Raw genomic sequence first — 26,393 nt, 5'->3', positions numbered from 1 at the left:
AGTCTGCAGGACGCAGCGCCTTGATGAAGGCAGAGTCACCGATGATCTGCTTTACCGGGCGCCCGGTTTTGGCCACGATCTTTTCTACGACAGGATAGGCTTCCGGGTGCACCGATGACGCATCCAGCGGGTTGTCGCCATTACCAATACGCAGGAAGCCAGCGGCTTGCTCGAAGGTTTTTTCACCCAGACGGCTGACTTTGAGCAGCTCGCGGCGCGACTTGAAAGCACCATTGGCATCGCGATGCGCCACGATGTTGGCCGCCAGCGTGCTGTTAAGGCCGGAGATACGGGTGAGCAGCGGCACGGAAGCCATGTTGACGTCCACACCCACTGCGTTCACACAATCCTCCACCACCGCATCCAGGCTACGCGCCAGCTGGCTTTGGTTCACGTCGTGCTGGTATTGGCCCACGCCGATGGATTTCGGGTCGATCTTGACCAGCTCGGCCAGCGGGTCTTGCAGGCGGCGGGCGATGGACACTGCGCCACGCAGGCTGACATCCAGGTCAGGGAACTCTTTGGCCGCCAGCTCGGAAGCGGAGTACACCGATGCCCCGGCTTCGCTCACCACGATCTTGGTCATACCCAACTGCGGGAAGGCTTTGATCACATCCTGCGCCAGTTTGTCGGTTTCGCGACTGGCGGTACCGTTACCGATGGCAATCAGGTCTACCTGGTGGCGGTGCGCCAGCGCACCCAGGATAGCGATGGAACGCTCCCAGTCGCGGCGCGGCTCGTGCGGGTAGATGGTAGTGGTTTCCAGCAGCTTGCCAGTATTGTCCACCACGGCCACCTTAACGCCGGTACGCAAGCCGGGGTCCAGGCCCAGCGTAGCGCGCGGGCCGGCCGGTGCGGCCAACAGCAGGTCTTTGAGGTTGGCCGCAAATACCTTGATGGAGTCTGCATCGGCCGCATCCTTCAGGCGCGACACCAGCTCCAGCTCCAGTGACAGGAATATTTTGGCGCGCCAGCACAGGCGCACGCCGTCCAGTAGCCATTTATCAGCAGGGCGGCCGGCATCCTTGATACCAAAGCGCGCGGCAATCAGCTCTTCATAAGCCGAACGCTGGGTGATGGGCGTTTCGTCCGGCTGGTATTTCAGTGCCACGCTGAGCACACCCTCGTTACGGCCACGCAGCAGTGCCAGCGCGCGATGGGATGGCGTGGTCTTGATGGCTTCACGATGGTTGAAGTAATCGGCGAATTTGGCGCCCTCTTGCTCTTTGCCCGCTACCACACTGCCGGCCAGCTCGCCTTCGTTCCATAGTTTTTCGCGCAGCTGGCCTAGCAGCTCGGCGTCTTCGGCAAAGCGCTCGATCAGGATGGCACGCGCGCCATCGAGCGCGGCCTTGGCATCTTCTACACCTTTGGCACTGTCGATATACGCGGCGGCAGCTTGCTCCGGCTGCTGCGAGGGGTCGGCCAGCAGGCTGTCGGCCAACGGCTCCAGGCCGGCCTCACGGGCGATTTGCGCCTTGGTGCGGCGCTTGGGCTTGTATGGCAGGTACAAGTCTTCCAGCTGGGTCTTGTTATCGCTGCCGTATAGTGCAGCCTCCAGCTGCGGGGTGAGCTTGCCCTGCTCGGCGATACTTTTGAGGATGGTATCGCGCCTATCGTCCAGCTCGCGCAGATACACCAGGCGCTCGGCCAGCAGGCGCAGCTGGGTGTCGTCCAGGCCGCCGGTCACTTCTTTACGGTAGCGGGCGATAAACGGGACGGTAGCACCTTCATCGATAAGGTTAACGGTGGCAGTAACCTGGGCCTCGCGCACGGCGAGCTCTGCCGCAAGGCGGCTGGCGATACTTTTCAACATGCTTTTTTTGTTCTTGCGGGAAAACGGAAGCCGCTACTGTAACGGCATACACCGGAAAATCAAGGCCGACGGGGCCGCCGTGCTTCATGACAATAAAAAACGGCAGCCAGGCAGGCTGCCGCGGGTGCGGGGTAGCGTGATTTACAGCGCTTGCGGGCCTAGCAGCCAGGCTTGCGCTTCTTCAATCGTTTCAAAGTATTGCGCGCGGGCATGGGTGAGCAGGCCGGACAGATGTGTAGCCAGATTCACCCACACATCGTCGGCCACGATGGCAAAGCGGCCAAAATCGTTTTCGTGGGCGCGCATGAAGCGCACCTCCTCCAGCGCCATATCCAGCGTGAAGTCTTTCATGCCGGACAGATCCAGCAACACATCCGGCTGACCTTGCTCGGCGGCACGCTTGAGCAGCGCCTGCTCCAGCAGCTTGAAATCCGCCAGGGTGAATTCGTTGAAAAGCGCTACATCCAAGCCGTAATCCTGCTCGCGAATGGAAATCATGCTGTTGCTCCTTGCGCTACGGCACCTTGCCCCCTTGCGCCCTGCCCTGTGCCGGCGCGGCCCGGTGCCTGTTGATTTAGTCAATTTTCATTCTAGCGCCGGCTGGCCAGAATGCCGCTGAGAATAATCAAACTCATGGCAGCCAGCTCTTGCCAACCCAGCCAGTGCTGCCATAGCAAAGCACCGAACAGCGCGGAGAAGGCCACCGTCAGATAAGACAAGTTGGCCACCAGCAGCTTGCGGCCAACCTTGTAGGCGCGCGTCATGGCCAGCTGCGCCACCATGGCGCTCACCCCCAGGCCCAATACCCACGGCACGTTGGCCGCAGTCAAGGGGTGCCAAGTTTGAAACTGCATCAGCAATAAGCCGCCCAGAGTAGAAATCAGGGCAAAGTAAAATACCGTGCGCCACTCGGCCTCGCCCGCCTGCCCCAGCTCGCGCACATGCAGGTAAGACCAACCCGCCAGCAAACCGGACAACAAACCCAACACGCCGGACAACCAGCCCAGCTCGTGCCAGGTTGGCCGCAAAAGCCATACCACGCCGGCAAAACCCAGCATCATGGCCAGCGCCCCGCTACGCGGCAAACGCTCACCCAGCAGTAATACAGACAGCAAGGCCAGGAACATCGGCGAGGTGTAATTCAGCGTTACTGCCGTGGCTAGCGGCAAATGGCTGATGGCATAGAAATAGCAAAGCAATGACACGTAACCCAGCGTGCCGCGCTTGAGATGCTGCCCCAGCAAAGGCGTGGCAAAACGCTGCCTGCGCAACAAGGCCACACTGCCCAGCACCAGCACGGCAAATGCCGTTCGCCAGAACACCAGCTCCACCGTACCCAGCGTGGCGGCAGCCAGCTTCACGAACACCCCCATGGCACCAAAACTGGCTGCCGCCAACACCATCCACCACGCACCGCCCACTACGAACCCTTCGCGGCCAACATGCCGCAGCCAATAATCATCAACATGCCCAGCACCGCACTGGCCGACAGCGGCTGGCCACCAAACACCACCCCCAATAGCGCGGAAAACACCACGGTAAGATAGGCCAGGCTGGATACCACAAATTTGCGGCCTTCTTTATAGGCGCGCGTCATCGCCAGCTGCCCCAGCAAGCCCAGCAAACCCACCCCCAGCATGGCCGCCAGATCAGACAGCCCCAGCGGGGTAAAGCCACCTTGCAGCAGGACCCAGGCCAGGCCACATACGGTAGACAAGAAGTACAGCCAGAACACCGTCACCCCGGGACGCTCGCCCAGCTCACCCAGCTCGCGCACATGAAACAGCGCCAACCCCGCCCCTGCACCGGAGAGCAGGCCAACCAGGCCTGGCAGCCACTGCCCGGCATGAAAGGTTGGCCGCAAAATCAGCACGATGCCGACAAAGCCCAGCAGCAACGCCAGCTTCACCAGCTGCGACAAGCGCTCGCCGCGCAACAGCACGCAGCAGACGGCAAAAGAGAGCGAGGAGGTGTAATTCAAGGTCACCGCCGTGGCCAGCGGCAGCTGGGTCAGCGCATAAAACAGCATGGCCATGGACAGGTAGCCGGCAATACTGCGGCGAAAGTGCGCAGGCCAATGCACCGTCGCCACGCGCTCACGCCCCAGCGCCACCGGTACCAGCAATACCGCCAGGCCAATGGCAGTACGGTAGAACAGGATCTCGATCGCCCCCATATGCTGGCTGGCCATGGCGGCCAGCAGGCTCATGCAGGCAAAACTGGCCGCCGCCACCACCATCCAGGCCGACCCCAACCGTGCAAACCAGCTAGTCATGGCACTACCCCTTGGCAGAGACAGGGCGCACGGTCAGCCCCAGGCAGATATCGGCAAAAGCACGGCGATAGCGGTGATACTCGGACGCATTGGCCACGCACTCGGCGTACACGCCTTGCTTTCCATCCTGCTGCACCACTTTCAGATGCTGGCGCACAATCCATAAGCCGCTTTGCACATACTCGCCCTCGCGGTACTCCAGCACTAGCCGTTCTGCTTTGCGGTCCAGCTGGGCGCGAATCGCCGCCTCACGCGCCCCTTGCGCCTTCTTGTGCCGTGCGGCCAACTTCTCCAGAGCAGCACCACCACGCAAACGCTCGCGCCACACGGTCACCGCTACCCCGCTGCGCTCGCGGTCTTCCATCTGGGGTGGCAATACGCGCAAGCCTCCCCCGGGGGCGGGGCGTACCTTCCAGCCATCGGGCACAGACAGGGTCACCCCCAGACCGGCATGGCGATAAGGTGCAGCGTGCGATACAAAAGGAAAGGAAAGCAGAATGGCCAACAAGGGCCAGCAACGGCAGGCAGGCATAGGCAGGAATGGGCAAGCAAAAAGGCGCGGATATCCGCGCCTGGGTATTGTGCCGCATAAGACGGTGTATTAGCCAGCCAGATGTTCGCCCATCAAACGACGGTAAAACTCATGGAAGTGCTGCATGCCGTCTTCGGTAGGCGACTGGTAAGGGCCGACTTCGCTTTCGCCACGCAGCCACAGTGCCTTGCGGCCCTCGTGCATGCGCTGGCAAATTTCGTCGTCCTCTACCGCCGTCTCGAAGTAAGCCGCCTGCTCGGCCTCGATGAAATCGGGCTCGAACCAGATGATGTCTTCCGGGTAATAAAACTCGGTAATCACCGTGCACTTTTCCGGGCCACGCGGTATCACCACGCTCACCACCAGCACGTGCGGGTACCACTCCACCATGATGTTGGGGTAGTAGGTCAGCCAGATGGCACCGAATTCCGGCTGCTGGTCGGCGTAGCGTTTCAGCACTTCATCGTGCCACTTGCCGTACACCTTGCTACCGGAGCGCGCCAGACGGTTTTTCACGCCAACGGTCTGCACATGGTACTGGTCACCCCACTCCCACTTCAGATCGGCGCAATCTACAAAATTGCCCAGGCCCGGGTGGAACGGGTCAACGTGGTAATCCTCCGAGTACACCTCGATAAAGGTTTTCCAGTTGAAGTCATACTCGGTGGTGAACGACTTATGGTAGGCAAAGCCTTCAAACGTCATGTGCTTGGCCACACCCAGCTTTTCCAGGTCGCGCTGCACATTGCGCTTGGCGTCGAACAGCAGGCCATTCCAGCGGGTAAGCTCGGTCTGGTTCAGGTTCAGGCAAGGCGTTTCAGGAAAATGCGGTGCTCCAAGCAGCTTGCCTTCGGCGTCGTAAGTCCAGCCGTGCAGGTTGCAGACCATATGGTTGCCATTGCCACGGCCTTTATAGATCAGGGCCTGGCGGTGGCGGCACACATTGGAAATGAGCTTGATGTCACCATCGACGTTTTTCAGCATTTTGCCGTGGCCCTGCCAGTCCAGCGTGTGATAGTCGCCAGCATTGGGCACCATCAGCGCGTGGCCATAGTATTGCGGGGCATCGGCAAACAGGGTTTTTTGCTCCAGCTCGTAATAAGCCGGGTCAAAGTAGGTAAAGACAGGCAACTGCGCAGCAGAAGCTTTGAGCAACTGGGACGAAGCCAGATCAGACATTATTCCCACACCTCCGTGGAAGAAGATATAAGACCAGCCGAATCTCGCTCTTAACGAGTTTACGGAGAGCTATAAAAAAACATTGGTAGAACAGGGGCTTTTCTAGCCATACCCCAAATGTTCAGGGGCGGGATTGTGGGCCAAATCCCCCCTCGGGGCAAGTACTTTTTGCCCGGGAATTTGTGCCAAGTCAAGGGATTGCAACGCTTAAATTGTGCAAAATGGCGTCTTTGAAAATTTCGAGCAAAAACCCTTTTGCTTTCATGATGTTGTCAGACAAGCCTGAAATACTACCCGGCAACACCCGATAAGGAACTTCCCTATGGTGCAATGCATCACAAACAAGGATAATGCGCCCCCTGCACGGTGGCGGCAGCGCTTCGCAAACCGTGCAAACACTCTATAAAAAGAACACGCAACACCAGCACAGACTCATCCATGATGTCTTACTGCTAACGGATAGAACATGATCACCCACACACTCGTCATCAATTGCGGCAGCTCGTCGCTGAAATTCGCCCTCATCAACGCCCAGACCCAGGACACAACCCTGACTGGCCTGGCAGAGAAACTGGGCATGGCCGGCGCCTGCATCACCTTCAAACAGGCCGGCCAGAAGGTGGAACTGACACTGGCACAGGGCGACCACGCCGGCGCCATGAAAGCCATCCTGTCCTACCTGGACGAGCGCGCACTGACGGGCAGCATTACTGCTATTGGCCACCGTGTAGTACACGGCGGTGAAAACTTCCACGCCTCCACCCTGATTGACGACAGCGTTCTGGCCGCCATCGAAGACTGCGCACGCCTGGCGCCGCTGCACAACCCGGCCAACCTGCTGGGCATCCGTACCGCACAAGCCTGCTTCCCGGGCCTGCCGCAGGTAGCCGTGTTCGACACCGCCTTCCACCAGACCATGCCACAGCACGCCTACCTGTACGCCGTACCGATGGCGCTGTACCGCGAACACGGCGTGCGTCGCTACGGCTTCCACGGCACCAGCCACCGTTTTGTTGCGACAGAAGCCGCCCGCATGGCGGGCATCAGCCTGGAAAACAGCGCCATTGTCAGTGCCCACCTGGGTAACGGCGCCTCGGTTGCCGCCATCCTCAATGGCCAGTCGGTAGACACCAGCATGGGCCTCACCCCGCTGGAAGGCCTGGTGATGGGCACCCGCTCCGGCGATATCGACCCTGGCCTGTTTGGCTACCTGGCCAGCGCCCTGAATACCGACGTAGACGGCATCACCGCCCTGCTGAACAAGCAGTCCGGCCTGCTGGGCCTGTCCGAGCTGTCCAGCGACTGCCGCGAGCTGGAAGAAGCTGCGGCCAACGGCCACCCGGGTGCGATTATTGCTATGGAAGTATTCTGCTACCGCCTGGCCAAGCAGATCGCCGCCATGGTGGTGGCACTGGGCCGCATTGATGTCCTGCTGTTTACCGGCGGCATCGGCGAAAACTCGCCCTTTGTGCGCGCCAATGTACTGAACAAACTGGCCTTCCTGGGCTTTAGCCTGGACGCTGCGGCCAACGATGCCGCCTTCCGCGGCAAGGCCGGCCGCATCAGCCACGCCGATAGCACGGCCGCCCTGGTGATCAACACCAATGAAGAGCTGATGATTGCGCTGGACACCGCTGCACTGACTCAGGGCAAATAAGGAAACCGCATGCACACTTTTCTGATTGCGCCGACCGGTTTTGACGCCGGCCTCACCTCGGTGTCGCTAGGCTTGGTGCGCGCGCTGGAGCAGGACGGCCTGAAGGTAGGCTTCGTCAAGCCCATCGCCCAGGGGCTGGACCCGAACGAGCCGGAGCGTTCCACGCACTTCGCCCGCGAGCTGTGCCACCTGAACGCGCCCGAGCCGCTACCGATGGATCGCGCCGAGCACCTGCTGAGCCAGGGACAGCTCGACCAGCTGATGGAAGAAGTGGTTAGCCTGTACCAGCAAGCCGCGCAAGATGTCGACGTGGTCATCGTGGAAGGCCTGGTGCAAGACCAGCAACACGTGTTCACCACCTACATCAACAGCAAGCTGGCCAGCACGCTGCAATGCGACATCATCCTGGTAGGTGCGGCCAACACCCAGCCCAGCCACGAGCTGGCGGAAAAGCTGGAAATCGCCATTCAGGCCTTTGGCAGCCGCAGCCACGCCATCGCCGGCTACATCCTGAACCGGGTGGACAGCGAGCAAAGCATCAAGCAGCTGGGCGCCGAAATTGCCGAATCCAGCCAACTGATCCAGAAGCGCCGCATTCCGTGCCTGGGCGGCATCCCGCTGGAGCCGGAGCTGATGGCCCCGCGCACGCTGGACGTGGCCAACTACCTGAAAGCCAAGCTGCTGCACGCCGGCCAGCTTACCCGCCGCCGCGTACGCAGCATGTCGGTGATGGCGCGCAGCGTGCCGCACATCGTGCACCTGCTCAAACCCGGTGCACTGATCATCACCCCGGGCGACCGCGAAGACATCATCCTGGCCACCGCCATGGCCACGCTGAACGGCGTGCCACTGGCCGGCTTGCTGCTGACTTGCGACGCCGAGCCGGACGAGCGCATCCAGCAGCTGTGCCACAAGGCGTTCACCAGCGGCCTGCCGGTGCTGTCCATTGACACCAACACCCTGGATACCACCACACTGATCGCTGCCATGAGCCGCCAGGTGCCTGCCGACGACCTGGAGCGCATGGAACGCGTGGTGGCCTTTGTCGCCGAGCGCCTGAACACAGCCCAGCTGCAACAGCGCATTGGCCAGACACGCGAAAAACGCCTGTCCCCGCCGGCGTTCCGCTTCCAGCTGATGGAAAAAGCCCGCCACGCCGCCAAGCGCATTGTGCTGCCAGAAGGCAATGAGCCGCGCACGGTGAAAGCTGCCGCCATCTGCCACGAGAAAGGCATTGCCCACTGCGTGCTGATTGGCGAGCGTGCCGAAATCCTGCAAGTAGCCGAAGCACAGGGCATCAGCCTGCCCGAGGGTGTGGAAATCGTCGAGCCGGCCGAGGTACGCAGCCGCTACGTGGCGCCCATGGTCGAGCTGCGCAAGAGCAAGGGCCTGAGCGCCCCGATGGCCGAGCGCCAGCTGGAAGACAATGTGGTGCTGGGCACCATGATGCTGGCACTGAACGAGGTAGACGGCCTGGTTTCCGGCGCCGTACACACCACAGCCAACACCATCCGCCCTGCCCTGCAGCTGATCAAGACCGCACCGGAGGCCAAACTGGTGTCCAGCGTGTTCTTCATGCTGATGCCGGACCAGGTGCTGGTATACGGCGACTGCGCAGTGAACCCGGACCCAAGCGCCGAAGAGCTGGCCGACATTGCCATCCAGTCGGCCGACTCGGCGGCAGCGTTTGGCATCCCGCCGCGCGTGGCGATGATTTCCTACTCTACCGGTAGCTCCGGCAGCGGCGACGACGTGGAAAAAGTACGCGAAGCCACGCGCATCGCCCGCGAAAAACGCCCCGGCCTGCTGATCGACGGCCCTATGCAGTACGACGCCGCCAGCGTGGAATCGGTGGGCCGCCAAAAAGCACCGGACAGCCCGGTGGCCGGCCGTGCCAACGTGTTCGTGTTCCCAGACCTGAACACCGGCAACACCACCTACAAGGCCGTACAACGCTCGGCCAACGTGGTATCGGTGGGGCCAATGCTGCAGGGCTTGCGCAAGCCGGTAAACGATTTATCGCGTGGCGCTTTGGTCGACGACATCGTTTACACCATTGCCCTAACTGCGATCCAGGCCGAACAGCTGCACCAGCACTAAGGCTACGCCATCGACATCCAGCCCGCACCGGCATCGCCGCTGCGGGTTTTTTCATTGCTGCTTGCATAACAGCTATCGATAGATTCATCAAACCAAGCTTGCGCTTGTTCAATTAAAACAACTGTTTTAGGATCAAGGGGAAACCCTTAAAAAAATAACTATACTTTTTAAAGCTGGCGCAGCTCAGCACGACACACGAGGATGGAATATGTCGCTTCACACTTTCACAGAGTGGTTTATTTCCGATCAGCTCAGGCAAGAACCAGACAGCCTGATTCGCGCACGCACCGTCGTAAGCGTTGGCCTGCTAGCCGGCACCATCGCCCCCCTATTCGCCATCTCTTATTACAAGTTGCACCACGACGCCATGGCGCACGGCATTGTGCTGGGCGGCGTGCTGATGCTGCTGGGCCCGCTCCTACTCAAACTCACCGGCGCTTTACGCACCGTTGCCCAGTACATCATCTTCACCATGTTCGCCATGGTGGCGTGGATGGTGTATGTCAATGGCGGCATCATGTCCACCAGCGTCATGTGGTTTGCCTGCATCCCGTTTGCCGCCATTTTTGTTGGCGGTCGTACCGCAGGTGTGGTGTGGACGCTGCTGACTTTCCTGATGATCGGCCTGATCTTCGGCCTCTCTGCCGCTGGCGACATCCCGCCCACACCCATCCCGCACGAAGAGCTGCCCAAGCTGCAAGCCAAGTCGCTGATCGGCCTGTCGCTGGTGGTGCTGGCGCTGGCGCTGGCTTATGACCGCGCCAAAACCCGCACTTTCGAAAAACTGGAAGCCGCACGCGAAGAAGCCGAGCGCGCCACAGCAGCCATGAAACAGATGATGGCGCAGGTGACCAGCTCGCTACACGCTGCCGGCACCGAAAGCCGCGGCATTGCCACCAGCACCCAGATGATTGCCCGCACCATGAGCGAGCAGCGCAAGCGCGCCGACGACATGGTGGGCTCCGCCCAGAGCATGGCAGCGGTGACCGCGCAAAACGCCAGCCAGTCGCAAAGCGCCACCAGCATGGCTATCCATGCCGGCGAGGCGGCCAACGGTGGCGGCCAGGCCATGGACAAAGCCGTGAGCCAGCTGAACCAGGCGGGTGATGTGATCGCGCGGGCGGCAGAGCGCATGGAAGACCTGGGTCAGCGCAGTGCCGAAGTCAGCGGCATCGTACAGCTGATCCGTGATATTGCTGACCAGACCAACCTGCTGGCGCTGAATGCTGCCATCGAGGCCGCACGCGCCGGCGAAATGGGCCGCGGCTTTGCCGTGGTGGCAGACGAAGTACGCAAGCTGGCCGAGCGCACCCAGCACGCCACGCTGGATATCGAGTCCAAAATCCGCCTGATCGTGGACGGTACCAACCAGGCTATCGACGCCATTCGCGATGGCAACGCGCAGATGCGTAGCGGCCGCGAAAACACCGTGGATGCCCAGCAACGCCTGGCCGGCATCATCCAGGACACGCACCGCCTTATCCAGTTGCTGCGCGAGGTAGCGCAAGCCGAGGAGTCGCAAAACCAGGGCTTCAGCCGCTTTACCAGCAATATCACGGCAGTCGGCGAAGCCGCCCGCAGCCTGTCTGGCGAAGCCGAAACCATTGCCCAGGCTACCGAGCGCCTGGATAGCCTGATGGCCGAACTCGACGACAGCGTGCAGCTGTTCAAGGCAGCCAACTAGCCGCACAGCACCCCAAAAACAAAAGCCACGGCGAACGCACCGTGGCTTTTGTTTTGCTCTTCAAGGTTGGCCGCATGCGGCCAACCCTGGTTTACACGCTCAGATAAGACGATTGCTTCAGGCCGCGGCAGAACTCGGCAAAGTAGCTGGAGCGCTCTTCCTGGCTCAGCCCCGCCATCCGCGCCTTGGATTCGTAGCGGTTGAGGATTTCTTCTGGCGACAGGTGCACGTAGCGCAGCATGTCCTCGATGGTATCGTGCTCTTCCACACCCTCGAAGGTCACTTTGCCACCTTCACGCACGTAGACGTTTACCGAGTCGGTATCACCGAACAGGTTGTGCATATCGCCCAGGATCTCCTGGTAAGCCCCCACCATGAACACGGCGATCAGGTATTCGTCCCCCACCTTCACTTCGTGTACCGGCATGCTGTTTTCGATGCTCTGCTGGTCGACATACTGCTTTACCTTGCCGTCGGAGTCGCAGGTCAGATCCTGCAGCACGGCGCGGCGGGTAGGCTGCTCGTCCAGGCGGTGAATCGGCATGATCGGCAGCACCTGGTCGATAGCCCAGGTATCCGGCAGGCTCTGGAACACCGAGAAGTTGCAGAAGTACTTGTCGGCCAGCTTGTCGGTCAGCTCGTCGTATACCTGGCGCTGGCTGCGCTGGCTGGCGGTAAGCTGCGCTTGCAGGCGGCGGCACAATGCGGCGTGTACCTGCTCGGCAATGGCTTTCTCTTTCAGCGTGAGGCGGCCTTCGGCGTACATGTCGGATGCTTCCGATACCAGATGGCTGGCGCGGTAGTAAGTTTCTGTCACCATCTCCGAGTCGGTCAGGTTCATCAGCTCCACCAGCTTGCGCACCGGGCGCGACATGGCCGACAGGTCCTCGATGTGCGGCATGGTATCGGGCAGGCGCTCTACGTCGGTCACGTTCACCAGCAACACCGCGTGGTGCGCGGTCATGGCGCGGCCGGATTCGGACAGGATGCGCGGGTGCGGGATGCCGTTCTCGTCGCAGAACTCAGACAGCATGGACACGATCACGCTGGCGTACTCGTCCATGTCGTAGTTGATGGAGCTGGCGTTACGCGAGTGGGTACCGTCGTAGTCCACGCCCAGACCACCGCCCACGTCCACGTGGTCTACCGGCAGGCCCAGCGCGCGCAGTTCACCAAAGTAGCGGATGGCTTCGCGGAAGCCGGCGCGGTAGTCGGCGATGTTGGCAATCTGCGAGCCCATGTGGAAGTGCATCAGGCGCACATTATCACCGTGGCCGGCAGCCACCAGCTTGTCCACCGCCGAGATCAGCTGCGCAGCAGACAGGCCGAACTTGCCCTTCTCGCCACCGGTATCGGCCCACTTGCTGGACGCCAGCGACGACAGGCGCACGCGCAGACCCAGGTTGGCTTTTACGCCCAGCTTGGCGCTTTCCTGGATCAGCAGATCCACTTCGGATTCTTTTTCGATCACCACGAACACTTCGTGGCCCAGGCGCTGACCCATCAGCGCCAGACGGATGAAGTCGCGGTCTTTATAGCCATTGCACACAATGGTGCAGCCTTTGGGCGCCAGTGCCAGTACGGCCATCAGCTCTGGCTTGGAGCCGGCTTCCAGGCCAATGGATACGTCCTGGGTAGCGATGATGCTCTTCACCACCGCTTCTTGCTGGTTCACCTTGATCGGGTAAATGGCGGTATAGCGGTTGCCGTAGTTCTGGCTGGCGATTGCATTATTGAAGGCGTGACACAGGCGGGTAACGCGGTCTTGCAGAATATCGGGGAAACGCACCAGCAGCGGCATGTCCAGGCCACGGTCGCCCAGCGTATGCGCCAGCTCGAACAGATCGATTTCGCGTTGTTGATGTACATTCGGGCGTACTTTTACGCAGCCATTTTCGCCGACATTGAAATAGCCAGCGCCCCAGTGCCGTATGCCATACAGGCTACGGCTATCCGCCACAGTCCAAGCCATGAAAGGATTTCCCTAGTTATGCAATAAATGGAAACTGCTCCTTAGTGCGCGGCTTTCGGGCTGGAAAGCTTCATGTGGGCCTGGGATGTCGGAGCGCGCAGTCGTGCGGCGAGTGCCGCAAAAACGAGCGCGGATTTTAGCAACATCACACAGCTTGACAAGCACAATTTTTGGGCGTTGATTTTAATTAACACCCTACCTGCCAGACTGCCGCACTCGTGCCGAGCATAACGGTTTCACATGAATGTTTTTTAACCGACACACCCGTATAGCCTAGAAAAGCAGCCAGCAGCCACGTGCATGATATTCAACACCCGGCAGCCCGGCTTGCACCAAAGGCCAGCCAGACAAATGGCTATAGATAGTCCTGCAGCCGATACCACGCCATGCCTAGCACCAGTGCCGGCGTACGCAGCAGGCTGCCACCCGGGAAGCGCCGATGCTGCAGCTGCTCGAACAACGCCAGGCGGCTGTCGTCACCGGCGACGGCCTCGGCAATGACCTTGCCGGCCAGACCGGTATTGGCCACACCATGGCCGGAAAACCCTTGGGCATAGAAGATATTGGGCGCCAGGCGGCCAAAGTCCGGCGCGCGGTTCAGGGTGATATCGCAGAAGCCGCCCCAGGCATAGTCCACCGCCACATCAGCCAGCTGCGGGAACACCCGCAGCATGTCGGCGCGCATAGCCTGCGCCAGCTGGCGTGGCTCGCGCCCGGAATAGCTGACCTTGCCGCCAAACAGCAGACGATGGTCGGCAGACAGGCGGTAGTAGTCCAGCACAAAATTGGTATCGCACACTGCCATATTGTTGGCGATCAGGCTACGCGCGCGCGCTTCGCCCAGTGGCGCGGTAGCGATGACATAAGTACCCACCGGCATGATGCGGCTTTGCAGCGAGGGGGCGAGCTGGCCCAGATAGGCATTGCAAGCCAACACCAGCTGCCGGCAGCGCACCGTGCCCTGCTCGCATTGCACCAGCGGTGCCTCGCCAGCACGGAAGGCTTGCACTGGCGTCTGCTCGTAAATCTGCACACCCGCAGCGCGCGCCGCCCGCGCCAGCCCGAGCAGGTAGTTCAGCGGGTGGATATGCCCGGACAAAGGGTCAAACAAGCCCCCCTGATAGCGGCTGGAGCCCAGCACTGCGACCAACCTTTCTTTGCCCCACAGCTCGCAATACGGGTAGCTGTAGCAATCGGCCAGCTCGCGCTGCCAGTCTTGCAAACCGGCCAGATGCGCAGGCTTCACCGCCACATTGCAGAAGCCGCGTGTCCACTGGCAGTCGATCTGGTGCTGGCGCACGCGCTGTTCGATGATCTCGATCGCCTCCACCGACATCTGCCAGAAACGCTGCGCCGCGGCCAAGCCCACCTGCCCCTTGATGGTATCCATATCACAGGCATACCCGGCAATCACCTGCCCGCCATTACGGCCCGAAGCGCCAAAGCCGATGTGCGAGCCTTCCAGCAGCACCACACGCAAGCCCTGCTCCGCCAGATTCAACGCAGCAGACACGCCAGCCAGGCCGCCACCCACCACGCAGACATCGCATTCCACATTACCCTGCAAGGCCGGCGCAGGCGCCCACGGCGTGGCAGTGGCTGCGTAATAGGAAGGAACATGCGGCTGATGGGCAAACGAGAGCATAAGAACCTCGACACAAAACGGTTAATGCAGCCAACCCTGCATGGCAAGGCGGCGGGCATGAAAAACGGCGGCACCGCAAGGCACCGCCGTTACTCAGAACAACAAGCTAGCTGTGGGCGCCGCTTTCACGCATGGCGGCAGCAATGGCTTTGTCGCGGTTACGCTGTGCATTGAGCATCAGGTAGTTCGCCAGCAACACCACCACCCCAACTACCAGCACAGTGATACTGGCCAGCGCGTTGATCTCTGGGTTCAGGCCCAGACGCACTTTGGAGAAGATCACCTGTGGCAGCGTGGTAGAACCCGGGCCGGACAGGAAGGCCGTGGTCACCAGATCGTCCAGCGACAACGTCACCGACAGCAGGAAGCCAGAGGCAATAGCCTGCGACACCAGCGGCAAGGTAATCACGAAGAAGATCTTCAGCGGGCGCGCACCCAGGTCCATGGCCGCATCTTCCAGACTCTGGTCGATTTCCAGCAGGCGCGAACGCACCACCACCGCTACGTAGGCCATGCACAGTGTGGTGTGACCTACCCAGATCGTGATGAAGCCGCGTTCGCTAGGCACACCGATCAGCTGCTGCATGGAGATGAACAACAGCAGCATGGACAAGCCGGTAATCACCTCCGGCATCACCATCGGTGCCGTCATCATGCCGGCAAACAGCGTGCTACCCGGAAAGCGCTTGAACCGTGCCAGCACAAAGCCGGCAATGGTCCCCAGCACTACCGCTGCCAGGGCGCTAGCCAAGGCAATCTCGATGGACAGCTTTACCGCAGACATGATCTGCTCGTTGGCAAACAGCGACGCGTACCATTTGGTAGAGAACCCGCCCCACACGGTAACCAGCTTGGACTCGTTAAACGAGTACACAATCAGGCTAACAATAGGGATGTACAGAAACAGGAAACCCACCACCAGCACGCCCTTCAGGAATGGCGACAGTTTGTTATGCATTGCCCTTGCCCTCCAGCTCGCGCGTCTCGTAGCGATGCAGCAGCGCGATCGGCACAATCAGCATCAGTACCATGATGATGGCCACTGCCGATGCCATCGGCCAGTTGTTGTTATCGAAGAACTCGTTCCACAGCACCTTGCCTATCATCAGCGTGTCGGTACCACCCACCAGCTCGGGGATAACAAACTCGCCCACGGCCGGAATGAACACCATCATGGAGCCAGCGATGATGCCGTTTTTGGACAAGGGCAGCGTAATGGTCAGGAACGCCTTGATCGGCCCAGCGCCCAGGTCGGCCGCAGCTTCCAGCAGACGCATGTCCATTTTCACCAGGTGCGAAAACAGCGGCAGGATCATGAACGGCAGGTAGGCGTACACCATCACCAGGTACAGCGAGAAATCGTTGTGGAACAGGTGCAGCGGCTCGCTGATCAGGCCGATCGACAGCAGGAAGTTGTTGATCAGGCCGGTTTCGTTCAGCAAGCCCATCCAGGCATACACCCGCAGCAGGAACGATGTCCAGAACGGCAGCATCACCAGCATCAGCAGCACGTTACGGCGTGCCGGGTCAGCCCGTGCAATGGCGTAGGCGATGGGGTAGCCCAGCAACAGGCACATCACGGTAGTGAAAAAGGCCACCTTCAGCGACGACAGATACGTTGCCGCATACAGCCCGTCGGTAAAGATGAAGTGGAAGTTGCCAAAGTACAGGGTAAGGCTTTGCAGCACACCATCCTCAACCTGCAACAGGCTGGTAAACGGCGGAATCGCCAGATCCTGCTCGGCAAAGCTGATCTTCAACACAATGAAGAACGGCACCAGGAAGAACAGCATCAGCCAGAAGAACGGTACGGCGATCACCGCACCCTTGCCTGGCTTGAGCTTGCGTAACAGTCGCGACATATTCATCACGCTACTCCTTACCGGGTCAGCACAACGGGCATGTCTGGGCGCCAGCTCACATAAACGGTATCACCCCAGGTAGGCGGGGTAATGCTGTTTTCGTGCCAATGGTTGGCCGCCACCATGGACTTCACCACTTTGCCGCTCGCCAGCTTCACGTGATACACCGAGAAGCTGCCCAGGTAGGCAATATCATGCACCTGGCCGCGCGCCACGTTCGGGCCGGCAGGCTGTGGCACCACATCGAGGTGCACATCCTCAGGGCGGATACTGGCCCACACCTGCATGCCTTTGGGCCCGGTGATGCCATGGTCGATATGGATGCGGCTGCCCAGCTCGGGCGAATCGATTTCCACGCTATCCGGCTCATCCACCACCACCGGGCCGGCAAACATATTGGTGTCGCCAATGAACTCGGCAGTAAAGCGACAGTTCGGGTAATCGTAAATCTCGGCAGGGCTGCCGATCTGCAGCAGCTGGCCTTCGCTCATGATGCCGATACGGGTAGCCATGGTCATGGCCTCTTCCTGATCGTGCGTCACCATGATGCAGGTCACCCCCACCTGCTCCAGCGTATTCACCAGCTCCAGCTGGGTTTGCTGACGCAGCTTTTTATCCAGTGCCCCCAGCGGCTCATCCAGCAACAGCAGCTTTGGCCGCTTGGCCAGGCTACGCGCCAGTGCGACACGCTGCTGCTGGCCACCGGACAGCTGGTAGGGTTTGCGGTTGGCGTATTTGCGCATCTGCACCAGGTCCAGCATCTCGGCGACACGGGCGTCGATTTCGCCTTTGGGCATTTTGTCCTGCTTCAGGCCAAAGGCAATATTGTCCGCCACGCTCATGTGCGGAAACAGCGCATAGCTCTGGAACATCATATTGATGGGGCGATCGTATGGCGCCAAGGCCGTAATGTCCTCGCCATCCAGAATGATCTTGCCGGAGGTTGGCCGCTCCATCCCCGCCAACATGCGCAACAGGGTGGACTTGCCACACCCGGAGCTGCCCAGCAGGGCAAAAATCTCGTTTTTGCGGATATCCAGATCCACACCATCGACTGCCGTGGTATCCCCGAACTTTTTCACCACATTGGCAATGCGCAGATACGGCGCACCCTGTGCGGATGCCGCAGCCTGTTTGACAGTTTCCACCATGATTTTTCCTCGCGAGGGTGTTGCTCACCCCCTGTAATGTTCACTTCTGCCATTTCAAAACGGCCAAACCCTACCCTACCCTGCCGCCAGCCCGGCAAGCAATATGCCCAAGGGGGCAAATGCCTTGCCACACAGCTCGCAACAGCACTTCTTTACCTGTGCCGCGATACCAGCGCCCGACTCGTAGCACCACCCCGGCAGCAGGCCGACACTTCCGCAGCCAGGACAAAGCAGCCAAGCATACGCACCAGAATGATGCCTGCCAGCGTTGCAGCAAGAGCAGATTAGCCGATGTTTAATAAAATTGACAACAGACATGCAAAAGCCAGGCCAGATCAGTACGATTGGCAAAAAAAATGCCGCGTCGCAGCATAAAAATGCTTACTCCACAGCAAGATGCCCGATTTTAGCGGATGGGCACCGCAATATGAGCAGCCAGTACGCCGCTACGTTTAAGCGATCAAACAACGCACATTTATCAATGCATCACCGTGGACATCACGTCGTTTTCGATATAAATTGCGCTACCATCCTGTTTTTTCGCCATTTTTTTGGCCTGCGTTGCTGCCGAAGCCACCGCGTAGTGCGAGGCAAAAAAACCCGGCCTGACCTGCAATACACCAATCGACACGCTGGTTAGCGGGAAAAAGCGCACCTGCCCCTGACGATCCGCCACGCAAAAGCCTCCGGCCAAACGGTCCCCTTCTGAAAAAAGGGCCAGCACGCTCTGATCAAACTGCTGCAAGGCACGCTGCAGGCGCATTTCCCAGTTGCAGCTTTGCAACAACAGCACAAAATCATCGCCCCCCACATGGCCAACAAAGTCGCGCGCGCTGTCTACGGTGGTTTCCAGAATGGTGCCAAGCAGCCGGATCATGTCATCGCCTGCACCATAACCGTACTGATCGTTGAATGGCTTGAAATGGTCCAGGTCCACATACGCCACAGCAAAATGGCGGCCCTCCTCCAGCAAACGCGCTACCTCGTCGCTGATAGGTACGTTGCCTGGCAAGCCAGTCAGCGGGTTGGCGTAGCGTGCGGCCAACAGCTGTTGTTCGCTGATGACACGCATCAGGTCGTGGCCAGTCCCCATGCCCAGATAGTGGCCATCCTCCACGATGATGAAGCCATCCAGCAGGTAGCGCCGGTCAGCCGCCACCACACGATGGGACAGCGTCTGGATATCCAGCTCTGCCGGCACCACCAGTGGCGCACCGTCTGCCAGCGCCATGCATGATTTCTTGGCCAGCAATTCGCGGCTGAATGGCTTGGCAAACGACTCCAGCACGTGGTGGCGGGACAGCAGCCCCACCGGCCGGCCACCGCGCAACACCGGGATGGCAAACAGATCCGGCTGGTCGGCAAACAAGCGATAAGCCTGCTCGCAGTTGGCCGTATCCGGCAGCGCCTGCACCGCCATCAGCAGGCTACGCGCCTGCGGCAGCGTGCGGCCAACCTTTACCGGCGCATAGCCCGGCAAGGTATAGCGGGTGGCCTTGCCCGGCCTGGCCACCGGGCGTGACATCAGATAGCCCTGCCCCATCAGCACCCCCAGATCACGCAAGACCGCCAGCTCCTCTGGCAGCTCCACCCCTTCGGCCACCAGCGTAGAGCCGGCAGCCCGCGCCATGTCGACCAGCGAGCGGACAAACTGCAACTTGATCGGGTCCTGGTGAATATTTTGAACAAAGTACTTGTCCAGTTTGACCAGCTCCGGGCTTAGCTCGCTCCACAAGCGCAGATTGGAGTAGCCCTCACCCAGGTCATCCAGCGCCAGCCGCAGCCCGCTGGCGCGCAAAGCGTCTACCACTTTGCGCAATACCGGGTAGGTGGCATTGGGCCGGGTTTCGGTCAGCTCCAGCACCACACGCTCCGGCGGCACACCGCTAACGGCCAGCATCCCCAGCAGCCCGTCTACGGTCAGGTCGTCGCACAGCAGCGTATCGGGCATGACGTTCATGAATAGCTGGCCGGGCAACTGCTGGCGCGCGAACTCGCGCAGCACGGCGGACATGCAGACCTGGTCCAGCACGGCAGAGAGGCCGGCCTCCGCCGCATGGGCGAACAAGGCCACTGGCGAGTGCAAAATGGAATCGGAAGGCCCGCGAACCAGCGCCTCGTACCCGAGCAGCTCGCCGGAAGCCAGATAGACAATAGGCTGAAACACCACCTGCACCAGGCCTTCGCGGATGATTCTCTCCAGCAGCAGGCGGCTGGGGGCCGGCTGGGGCATGGCGAGCGTCACATCATCAAGACATGTATTCATGGGACACCTGCTATCGATAACCAGGCAACTTTAGTACTTATTTGTGACAGACAATGCAGCCCCACCCAGCCACCAACACAGTAATGGCAGAGCACAGTGCATGAAATTGCCTAGAATGGAGAAAACAACAGCATAGGGAGCGCACCATGCCGTTCATGCAAACCGAGCAGCGCCAGCTGTACTACGAAGTTAGCGGCCAGGGTAGCCAGCCGCTGATGCTGTTTAATGGCCTGACCATGAGTACCGCAGCCTGGACACTGATGGCCCCCATGCTGGAGCAGCGCTTTCGCCTGATCCGGCTGGACTTTCAGGGGCAAGGGCAGAGCGAAGCCACCGAACAGCCAGCCTACGCCCTGACCCGCCAGGCAGACGATGCCGCCGCCCTGCTGGATCACCTGGGCGTGCAGCAGGTCTACCTGGCCGGCTTGTCATACGGTGGCATGGTGGCCCAGCACTTTGCACGCCGCCACCCGCACAAGGTTGGCCGCATGTTGCTGGCAGCCACCCTGGCGTGGTCGGATGCCATCAATACCCAGATTGCGTTAAGCTGGTCCCAGGCCGAGGCGGCCGGCGGTAGCGACCTGCGCTTTGATATCAGCTTGCCATGGCTGTTTTCCAGCCGCTTCCTGCAGGCCGGCCAGGCCATGCTGCCGGACTTGAAACGCATTGCCGCCACGGTAGAGTGGTCTGCCATCGAGCGCATTATCGCTGGCGTCATGGCACACGATGCACGCAGCTGGCTGGGGGACCTGGCAGTACCGACCCATATCATCGTAGGGGACGAAGACCGCCTGACCCCGCTATATCAGGCCCGACTATTGCAGCAGGGTATACCCGGCGCCAGCCTGAGCATCCTGCCCGGTGCCGGCCACGCGCTGCACCTGGAAGCACCGCAACAGTTCTGCCAACACATTTTCCAGTTTGCCACCCCGTAAAGGAGGTTTCTCATGGCCCAGGATTGCATCCTGCTATCTGTAGATGATCGTAATATCGCCACGCTGTCACTCAACCGGCCAGAGCTGCACAACGCCATTGACGACACCCTGGCGCTACGCCTTACCCGCGAGCTGAAAGAGCTGGGCCGTGACCCGTCCATCCGGGCCATCGTACTGACCGGCAGCGGCATGAACTTCTCTACCGGCCACGATATGCAATGGCTGGAAAGGCTCAACAGCGCCGAAGACGCCACCCTGCAACAGCAGGCCCGCCTGCTGGCCGAGCTGATGGTCACCCTGGATACGCTACCCAAACCCACCATCGCCAAGGTGCATGGCTCGGCATTCGGCATTGGCGTGGGGCTGGTAGCCTGCTGCGACGTGGCCATTTCCTGCACCGACAGCCTGTTCGGCTTTTCCGAGGTCAAACTGGGCAGCATTCCCTCGTCCATTGCCCCCTACATCATCCGCGCCATCGGCGCGCGCGCCACACGGCGCTACTTCATTACGGCAGAGCGATTCAATGCCGGCAAAGCCAAACGGCTGGGGCTGGTACACCAGGTCGTCGAGGCAGACGAGCTGGACGCCAGCCTGGAGATGACGCTGCGCCACCTGCTGCACAATGGCCCGCAAGCCATGGTGGCGGCCAAACAGCTGGTGAACGACATCAGCCAGCTGGGCACCAGCCAGGCTGCGCTGGACATCAGCATCGAGCGCATCACCAGCGTGCGCACCAGCGAGGAAGGCCGCGAAGGGATTTATGCCTACCTGCAAAAAAGGACACCCAGCTGGATGCTCTGATTTGCACGATTGCGCCATCAATGTTCAGACCCGTGCCGCCAGCCTTTGGCGCCACGGGTCTTTGTTTAGAATGGGGCAAACCCTGAAGGAAGCACCATGAACCCGTTTCACCCCGCCAAGGATTTCCTGTCCCTTACCCTACAAGCGCTAACACCCGGGCAGCCACAATGGCAGCAGCACGGCATTCACGCGCACTGGCTTGCCCCGGGGCTGCTGGAGCTCCGCCCTGCCCACCCTGCGGCCAACCTTGAGCACGTCCTGCTGTCTGCCGGCGTGCACGGCAATGAAACTGCACCTATCGAAGTGTTAAGCGGCATCGTGAACGACCTGCTGGATGGCACCCTACCCCTACACGCCCGGCTACTGGTAGCCCTGGGCAACATCCCGGCCATGCAAGCGGGCAAGCGTTTTATCGATTACGACATGAACCGCCTGTTCAACGGCCAGCATGCCGGCCAGCAGCAAGCTGCCGAGGCGGCACGCGCTGCCGAGCTGGAGCAGGCTGCAGAGCATTTCTTTACCGGCGCCAACGGCCCGCGCCGCCACTACGACCTGCACACCGCGATTCGTGGTTCGGTATTCGAGCGTTTTGCCATCTACCCTTACCTGCATGATCGCCAGCACAACCGCGAACAGCTGATGTGGCTTGCCCAGGCTGACATCCATACCGTACTGCTGCACAGCAAGCCAGCCGCCACCTTCAGCTATTTCACCAGCCAGCATTGCCAGGCAGACGCCTTTACGCTGGAGCTAGGCAAAGCCCGCCCGTTTGGCCAGAACGACCTGAGCCGCTTTAGCGGCATCGATCAGGCGCTGCGGCGGCTGGTCTGCGGCCAACCGCACAGCGCCGGGCCCTACGATGCCAGCAAGGTACAACTATTCCGCGCCAGCTACGACCTGATCAAGCACAGTGGCGACTTCGTCTTGCACCTGGCAGACGAGGTGGAAAACTTCACCGCATTGCCTGATGGCATGCTGATTGCCGAAGACGGCGATATTCGCCATATCGCCAAAGGCGGAGAAGAGCGCATTCTCTTCCCCAACCCGCGCGTCAGTATCGGCCTGCGCGCCGGCATCATCATCGCGCCAACTACGCTGGACTAGGCAGATATCCACAGCAAAACGGGAAAAAGCTGTGGACAAGCTGTGAAAACCCCAAAAAAAATATGCGGCATCAGCCACTTGGCTATGCCGCATATTTTTCAGGCAATGCTAAACGCACATCGGCCTGGTCTGTCTTACCCCCTGGCTGGATTTACAAGCCCTGATACTTGCGCAACCAGGTTGCGAAAGCCGCCAGCGGCACAGGCCGCGAGTAGAAGTAGCCCTGGCCAAAATCACAGCCCAGCTCGCGCAGCTTGTCGCTGATTTCCAGCGTTTCCACGCCCTCGGCAACCACCTTGAAACCCAGAGAATGGGCCAGCTCGGTAGTGGAGCGCACAATCATGGCGTCCGCCTCGCTCTCGACCACTTCCTTGACAAAGGCGCGGTCGATTTTCAGCTCGGATACTGGCAGCTGCTTGACGTAGGCCAGCGAAGAATAGCCGGTACCATAATCGTCGATAGCCAGCGCCATACCCATATTGCGCAAGGCATGCAGTGTTTCCAGCGCACGATCCGGGTCTTCCATCACCCCGCTTTCCGTGATCTCCAGACACAAGTACTGCTTGGGCAGGCCCGCCATGGTCAGGCAGCTATCCACAAACGCCGGCAGCGCCGCGTCCAGCAAATCCCGCGTAGACAGGTTGACCGAGATGCGCACCGGCGTGCCTGCGGCCAACAGCTCGGCGCCATCAATACAGGCGCGCGCAATCACCCAATGGGTAATCTCGCGGATATAGCCGGTTTGTTCGGCAAACGGAATGAACTCAAACGGCGGCACAAAGCCGCGTACCGGGTGCTCCCAGCGTACCAGTGCTTCGGCTTCGCAATGCAGGCTGCCATCCAGTGCCACTTTGGGCTGGTAATGCAGGGTAAGCTGCTCCTGGTTCAGCGCTTCTTTCAGGTCGCCCAGCAGGGAAAGATGCTCTTCGCGGAACTGGCGTTTGGCCGCGTCGTATACCGATACGGTGCACTTCTTGCGCTTGGATACATACATCGCCTCGTCCGCGCAGCGCAGCAGGTCCTGTGCCGTAGCAGCGTGCTCCGGATAGCTGGCAATGCCGATACTGGCGCGCACATCCAGCTTTCTTTCATCTACCGCCAGCTGCCGCTCGAAACCTTGCAGCACCGCCTGCAGCACTTCCTGATAGTCAGTGCCGGAGACAACAAAGGCAAACTCGTCGCCGCCCAAACGTGCCAGCACCCCACCAAAGCGCGCCACCTCGGCATGCAGCCAGAAGCCGATACGCATGATGACACGGTCACCGGCCACATGGCCCAAGGTATCGTTCAGCTGCTGGAAGCGATCCAGATCCAGCAGCATCACGGTCTGGCTCTGCGCGCTGTTTTCCAGACGGCGTCCCAGCTCGCTCAGAAAACCAGCCCGGTTCACCAGGCCAGTCAGCGTGTCGCGGTAGGCCAGCGCCAGGATTTCCTGCTCACGCTCGGCAATGGCTGTCTGCATGTGGTCCAGGCTATCGGCCAGCTCGGCCAGCTCGCTGGTTTCAGGGCGCTCTACTTTTTCGGCATAGCTGCCATCCCGAATTTTCCTGGCTACCGTCACCAAGCGGTGCAAGGGCGTCGTCACTACCCCCGCCACCTTGAAGCTGGCAAGAATGCATAGCAAAAGGCTGGCAATAGCCAAAGCCAGCAAAGCTTTTTGCAAGGCATAAAAGGGGGCCAGGATTTCCAGCAGCGGGCGCTGCAATACGGCGTAGACGTGGCCGCCACCACCGCCCGCAATAGGCAGCAAGCGGGACTGGTACGGTGCACCGGCCAGTTCCAGGCGCTTTTCATGCGTAGGGTGAGAAAGCAGATCTTTCAGCTGCTCGGGCGGCAGAGTAGAAGCAAAACTATGCCAGTCTCCCTTGCCATCCTTGGTTAAGAAAGTCACCTCCAGATCGGACATTTCTTTCAGATCGGTGGCAACCTTGCCGGTAAGCTTCACCCCCAGGGTTATCCAGCCGATGACCACCGGTGCCTTGACCGGTACCACCACCAGCTCATAAGCCTCGCCTTTTACCACTTTGATACCGCTGGCCACACCGTCTTTGCGGGCCGTTTGCATCAAGTCGGGGAAGGGGTAAATGCCATCACGCGCCACCCCCAGATTGTCTGCCGGCACACTGCCTTGCAGGTCGCTAAGCAATACCAGCTCTGCCCCCAGGCGATTGGCATGGTTTTTCAGCGCAGAAAGCATGGTCGGGCCATCTGCCGTAGCCAGCGCCTCGCGGAAAGCAAAGTCCCCCACCAGTACCTGCGTCGCCTGGATCAGCAGCTTGCTGTTTTGCTCCAGCAAACGGTTGAATACGCGCTGCCCGGTTTCCAGCTCTTGCTCGGCTTGCTCTTCGAAAATACCCAGGTTGGCCGCACTGACCATAAAGAAAGAGACACCCAACACTACCGCCAGCAAGGTGGTAAACAGCAGGGCGACCCTGAAACGCAAGGTTTTTGCCAAACGCACATCAACCCCCTTGCCGGCGCAAGTCTGGCTTGCTTAATGTAACTCTGACCCGCACCGCCTGTGCCGCGGCCCCTACTTTGATCTGCTGCATCATTTCTTCTTTCATGCGGGGGTGCCATATCAGCATGTTGTAATCCCCCGCCGGGACATTTTCTACCACAGCGTTTCCGCGATCCTTGCTGACAGCAAACCAGGGGGTTTCCACTACCAGCACATACGCCAGCATCCAGTCGTGAATATTACAACCCAGCGCAACCAGACCCGGCTTATCAAACACCACCGGCTGGCTAGGCGTACCGGAATACAGCTTCAGGTCAAATACTTTGGGTGCCGAAAACGAATACACGTGATGGCGCACTGTATCTTTATTGGGGAAAGAAACTGCCGTACCTGCCTGCACAACGGAGACATAGGGAATAAACGTCTTGTCCATCTGTTCGATAGACCCTTTTTGTGAACCCCTGGGTGCCTTGCCCTGCAATGGCAGCAAGTACACTGCAGCATCCGGCACGGACAAACCCTGCATATCTGCCACGGTGACTGAAAGATCTGCAGCGATTGCAGGCGCACAAAGCAGGCTTGCCAACACTGCGGCACGCACCCTCACCGCCACTTTGTCATTACTCATCCCGCCGCCCTATGCATGTTTCACTGCCATTATCTATCAAAGCCACTCGACAGCCTACTTCAAGCAACATTCAAATTAATACAGCGCAAAAAATCATCGATATTTATAAGTGTTATTTTAAGCGAAATACAAGAACCTGCCACCGCAGCGCAAATTACCCAAAAGAGTTTCTATAGATTTACCGCAATAAAAAACCGCCAGGCAGACTGGCAACAGCACGCACAAACAGAGCGCGCCCACGGACGGCCAGCGTCACATATGAAAAAGCCTGCTTGGAAGACAAGCAGGCTTTTTCATTAACACCCGCCCAGCAAAGGGCTACATT

At 60.0% G+C, this 26,393-nt stretch carries 20 protein-coding genes (1 of these 20 cut by a window edge); 6 read left to right on the top strand and 14 right to left on the bottom strand.

The features are described from left to right. From LCH97_RS02440 to LCH97_RS02415, 6 genes are all read right to left on the bottom strand, one after another. A protein-coding gene (locus tag LCH97_RS02440) for a Tex family protein (RefSeq protein ID WP_227303215.1) crosses the window boundary here: on the bottom strand, positions 1-1,816 show its 5' portion. It extends 494 nt beyond the left edge of the window; only the first 1,816 of its 2,310 coding nucleotides appear in the window; its start codon is at positions 1,814-1,816; its stop codon lies off the left edge, out of view. A 141-nt stretch (positions 1,817-1,957) separates the two neighbouring features. After that, the gene (locus LCH97_RS02435; protein WP_227303214.1) at positions 1,958-2,314 is read right to left on the bottom strand and encodes an STAS/SEC14 domain-containing protein; all 357 of its coding nucleotides are present in this window, start codon (positions 2,312-2,314) and stop codon (positions 1,958-1,960) included. A gap of 92 nt (positions 2,315-2,406) precedes the next feature. Beyond that, positions 2,407-3,219: a DMT family transporter gene (locus LCH97_RS02430; protein WP_227303213.1), complete on the bottom strand. Its 813-nt coding sequence runs from the start codon at positions 3,217-3,219 to the stop codon at positions 2,407-2,409. A gap of 17 nt (positions 3,220-3,236) precedes the next feature. Continuing rightward, the gene (locus tag LCH97_RS02425) at positions 3,237-4,091 is read right to left on the bottom strand and encodes a DMT family transporter (RefSeq protein ID WP_227303212.1); all 855 of its coding nucleotides are present in this window, start codon (positions 4,089-4,091) and stop codon (positions 3,237-3,239) included. Positions 4,092-4,095: 4 nt separating this feature from the next. Next, a complete protein-coding gene (locus LCH97_RS02420) occupies positions 4,096-4,530 on the bottom strand; it encodes a hypothetical protein (protein ID WP_227303211.1) in 435 nt (144 codons plus the stop codon). Between the two features lie 162 nt (positions 4,531-4,692). Beyond that, positions 4,693-5,802, bottom strand: coding sequence for an aromatic ring-hydroxylating dioxygenase subunit alpha (locus LCH97_RS02415; RefSeq protein WP_017509282.1), 1,110 nt, complete (start codon positions 5,800-5,802; stop codon positions 4,693-4,695). Positions 5,803-6,268: 466 nt separating this feature from the next. Here LCH97_RS02415 and LCH97_RS02410 point away from each other — a divergent pair, with 466 nt between their 5' ends. The 3 genes from LCH97_RS02410 (at position 6,269) to LCH97_RS02400 (ending at position 11,243) form a co-directional block, all read left to right on the top strand. Next, positions 6,269-7,459, top strand: coding sequence for an acetate kinase (locus LCH97_RS02410; RefSeq protein WP_227303210.1), 1,191 nt, complete (start codon positions 6,269-6,271; stop codon positions 7,457-7,459). A 9-nt stretch (positions 7,460-7,468) separates the two neighbouring features. Then, positions 7,469-9,559 (top strand): phosphate acetyltransferase, encoded by a 2,091-nt coding sequence (gene pta / locus LCH97_RS02405; RefSeq protein WP_227303209.1) that lies wholly within the window; start codon positions 7,469-7,471, stop codon positions 9,557-9,559. A gap of 208 nt (positions 9,560-9,767) precedes the next feature. Then, positions 9,768-11,243 carry a methyl-accepting chemotaxis protein gene (locus tag LCH97_RS02400; protein ID WP_227303208.1) on the top strand — a complete coding sequence of 492 codons (1,476 nt, stop codon included), beginning with the start codon at positions 9,768-9,770 and terminating at the stop codon, positions 11,241-11,243. 91 nt (positions 11,244-11,334) lie between these two features. On the opposite strand, the gene speA is transcribed toward LCH97_RS02400, so the two are convergent. The 6 genes from speA to LCH97_RS02370 all read right to left on the bottom strand — a co-directional run bounded on the left by speA (position 11,335) and on the right by LCH97_RS02370 (position 20,139). Further along, a complete protein-coding gene (speA, locus tag LCH97_RS02395) occupies positions 11,335-13,215 on the bottom strand; it encodes an arginine decarboxylase (protein WP_227303207.1) in 1,881 nt (626 codons plus the stop codon). 355 nt (positions 13,216-13,570) lie between these two features. Next, a complete protein-coding gene (locus LCH97_RS02390) occupies positions 13,571-14,860 on the bottom strand; it encodes an FAD-binding oxidoreductase (RefSeq protein ID WP_227303206.1) in 1,290 nt (429 codons plus the stop codon). Positions 14,861-14,966: 106 nt separating this feature from the next. Further along, positions 14,967-15,818: an ABC transporter permease subunit gene (locus tag LCH97_RS02385; protein ID WP_227303205.1), complete on the bottom strand. Its 852-nt coding sequence runs from the start codon at positions 15,816-15,818 to the stop codon at positions 14,967-14,969. Next, complete coding sequence (locus LCH97_RS02380; RefSeq protein WP_227303204.1) at positions 15,811-16,728, bottom strand: ABC transporter permease subunit; 918 nt, start codon at positions 16,726-16,728, stop codon at positions 15,811-15,813. Before LCH97_RS02380 ends, LCH97_RS02385 begins: the two co-directional genes overlap by 8 nt. 11 nt (positions 16,729-16,739) lie before the next feature. After that, positions 16,740-17,873, bottom strand: coding sequence for an ABC transporter ATP-binding protein (locus LCH97_RS02375; protein WP_017509264.1), 1,134 nt, complete (start codon positions 17,871-17,873; stop codon positions 16,740-16,742). Between the two features lie 478 nt (positions 17,874-18,351). Next, positions 18,352-20,139 carry a GGDEF domain-containing protein gene (locus tag LCH97_RS02370; protein ID WP_227303203.1) on the bottom strand — a complete coding sequence of 596 codons (1,788 nt, stop codon included), beginning with the start codon at positions 20,137-20,139 and terminating at the stop codon, positions 18,352-18,354. A gap of 146 nt (positions 20,140-20,285) precedes the next feature. Between LCH97_RS02370 and LCH97_RS02365 the strand changes: the two genes are divergently transcribed. The 3 genes from LCH97_RS02365 to astE all read left to right on the top strand — a co-directional run bounded on the left by LCH97_RS02365 (position 20,286) and on the right by astE (position 22,979). Beyond that, complete coding sequence (locus LCH97_RS02365) at positions 20,286-21,074, top strand: alpha/beta fold hydrolase (RefSeq protein WP_227303202.1); 789 nt, start codon at positions 20,286-20,288, stop codon at positions 21,072-21,074. A gap of 12 nt (positions 21,075-21,086) precedes the next feature. After that, entirely contained in the window at positions 21,087-21,875 is a 789-nt protein-coding gene (locus LCH97_RS02360) for an enoyl-CoA hydratase-related protein (RefSeq protein WP_227303201.1), read from the top strand. Between the two features lie 96 nt (positions 21,876-21,971). Next, positions 21,972-22,979, top strand: a complete 1,008-nt coding sequence (astE, locus tag LCH97_RS02355; RefSeq protein ID WP_227303200.1) for a succinylglutamate desuccinylase — start codon at positions 21,972-21,974, stop codon at positions 22,977-22,979. A gap of 151 nt (positions 22,980-23,130) precedes the next feature. Here the strand turns inward: astE and LCH97_RS02350 are convergent, their stop codons facing one another. Together LCH97_RS02350 and LCH97_RS02345 are read right to left on the bottom strand one after the other, a co-directional pair. After that, positions 23,131-25,422, bottom strand: a complete 2,292-nt coding sequence (locus LCH97_RS02350) for an EAL domain-containing protein (protein ID WP_227303199.1) — start codon at positions 25,420-25,422, stop codon at positions 23,131-23,133. A 19-nt stretch (positions 25,423-25,441) separates the two neighbouring features. Further along, positions 25,442-26,068, bottom strand: coding sequence for a methylamine utilization protein (locus LCH97_RS02345; protein WP_227303198.1), 627 nt, complete (start codon positions 26,066-26,068; stop codon positions 25,442-25,444). Between the last annotated feature and the right edge of the window lie 325 nt (positions 26,069-26,393).

The organism is Vogesella sp. XCS3 (genome assembly GCF_020616155.1).
Classification (GTDB): Bacteria; Pseudomonadota; Gammaproteobacteria; order Burkholderiales; family Chromobacteriaceae; genus Vogesella.
The sequence above is the reverse complement of the archived record's forward strand: the minus strand, read 5'-3'. Positions and strand labels throughout refer to the sequence as shown.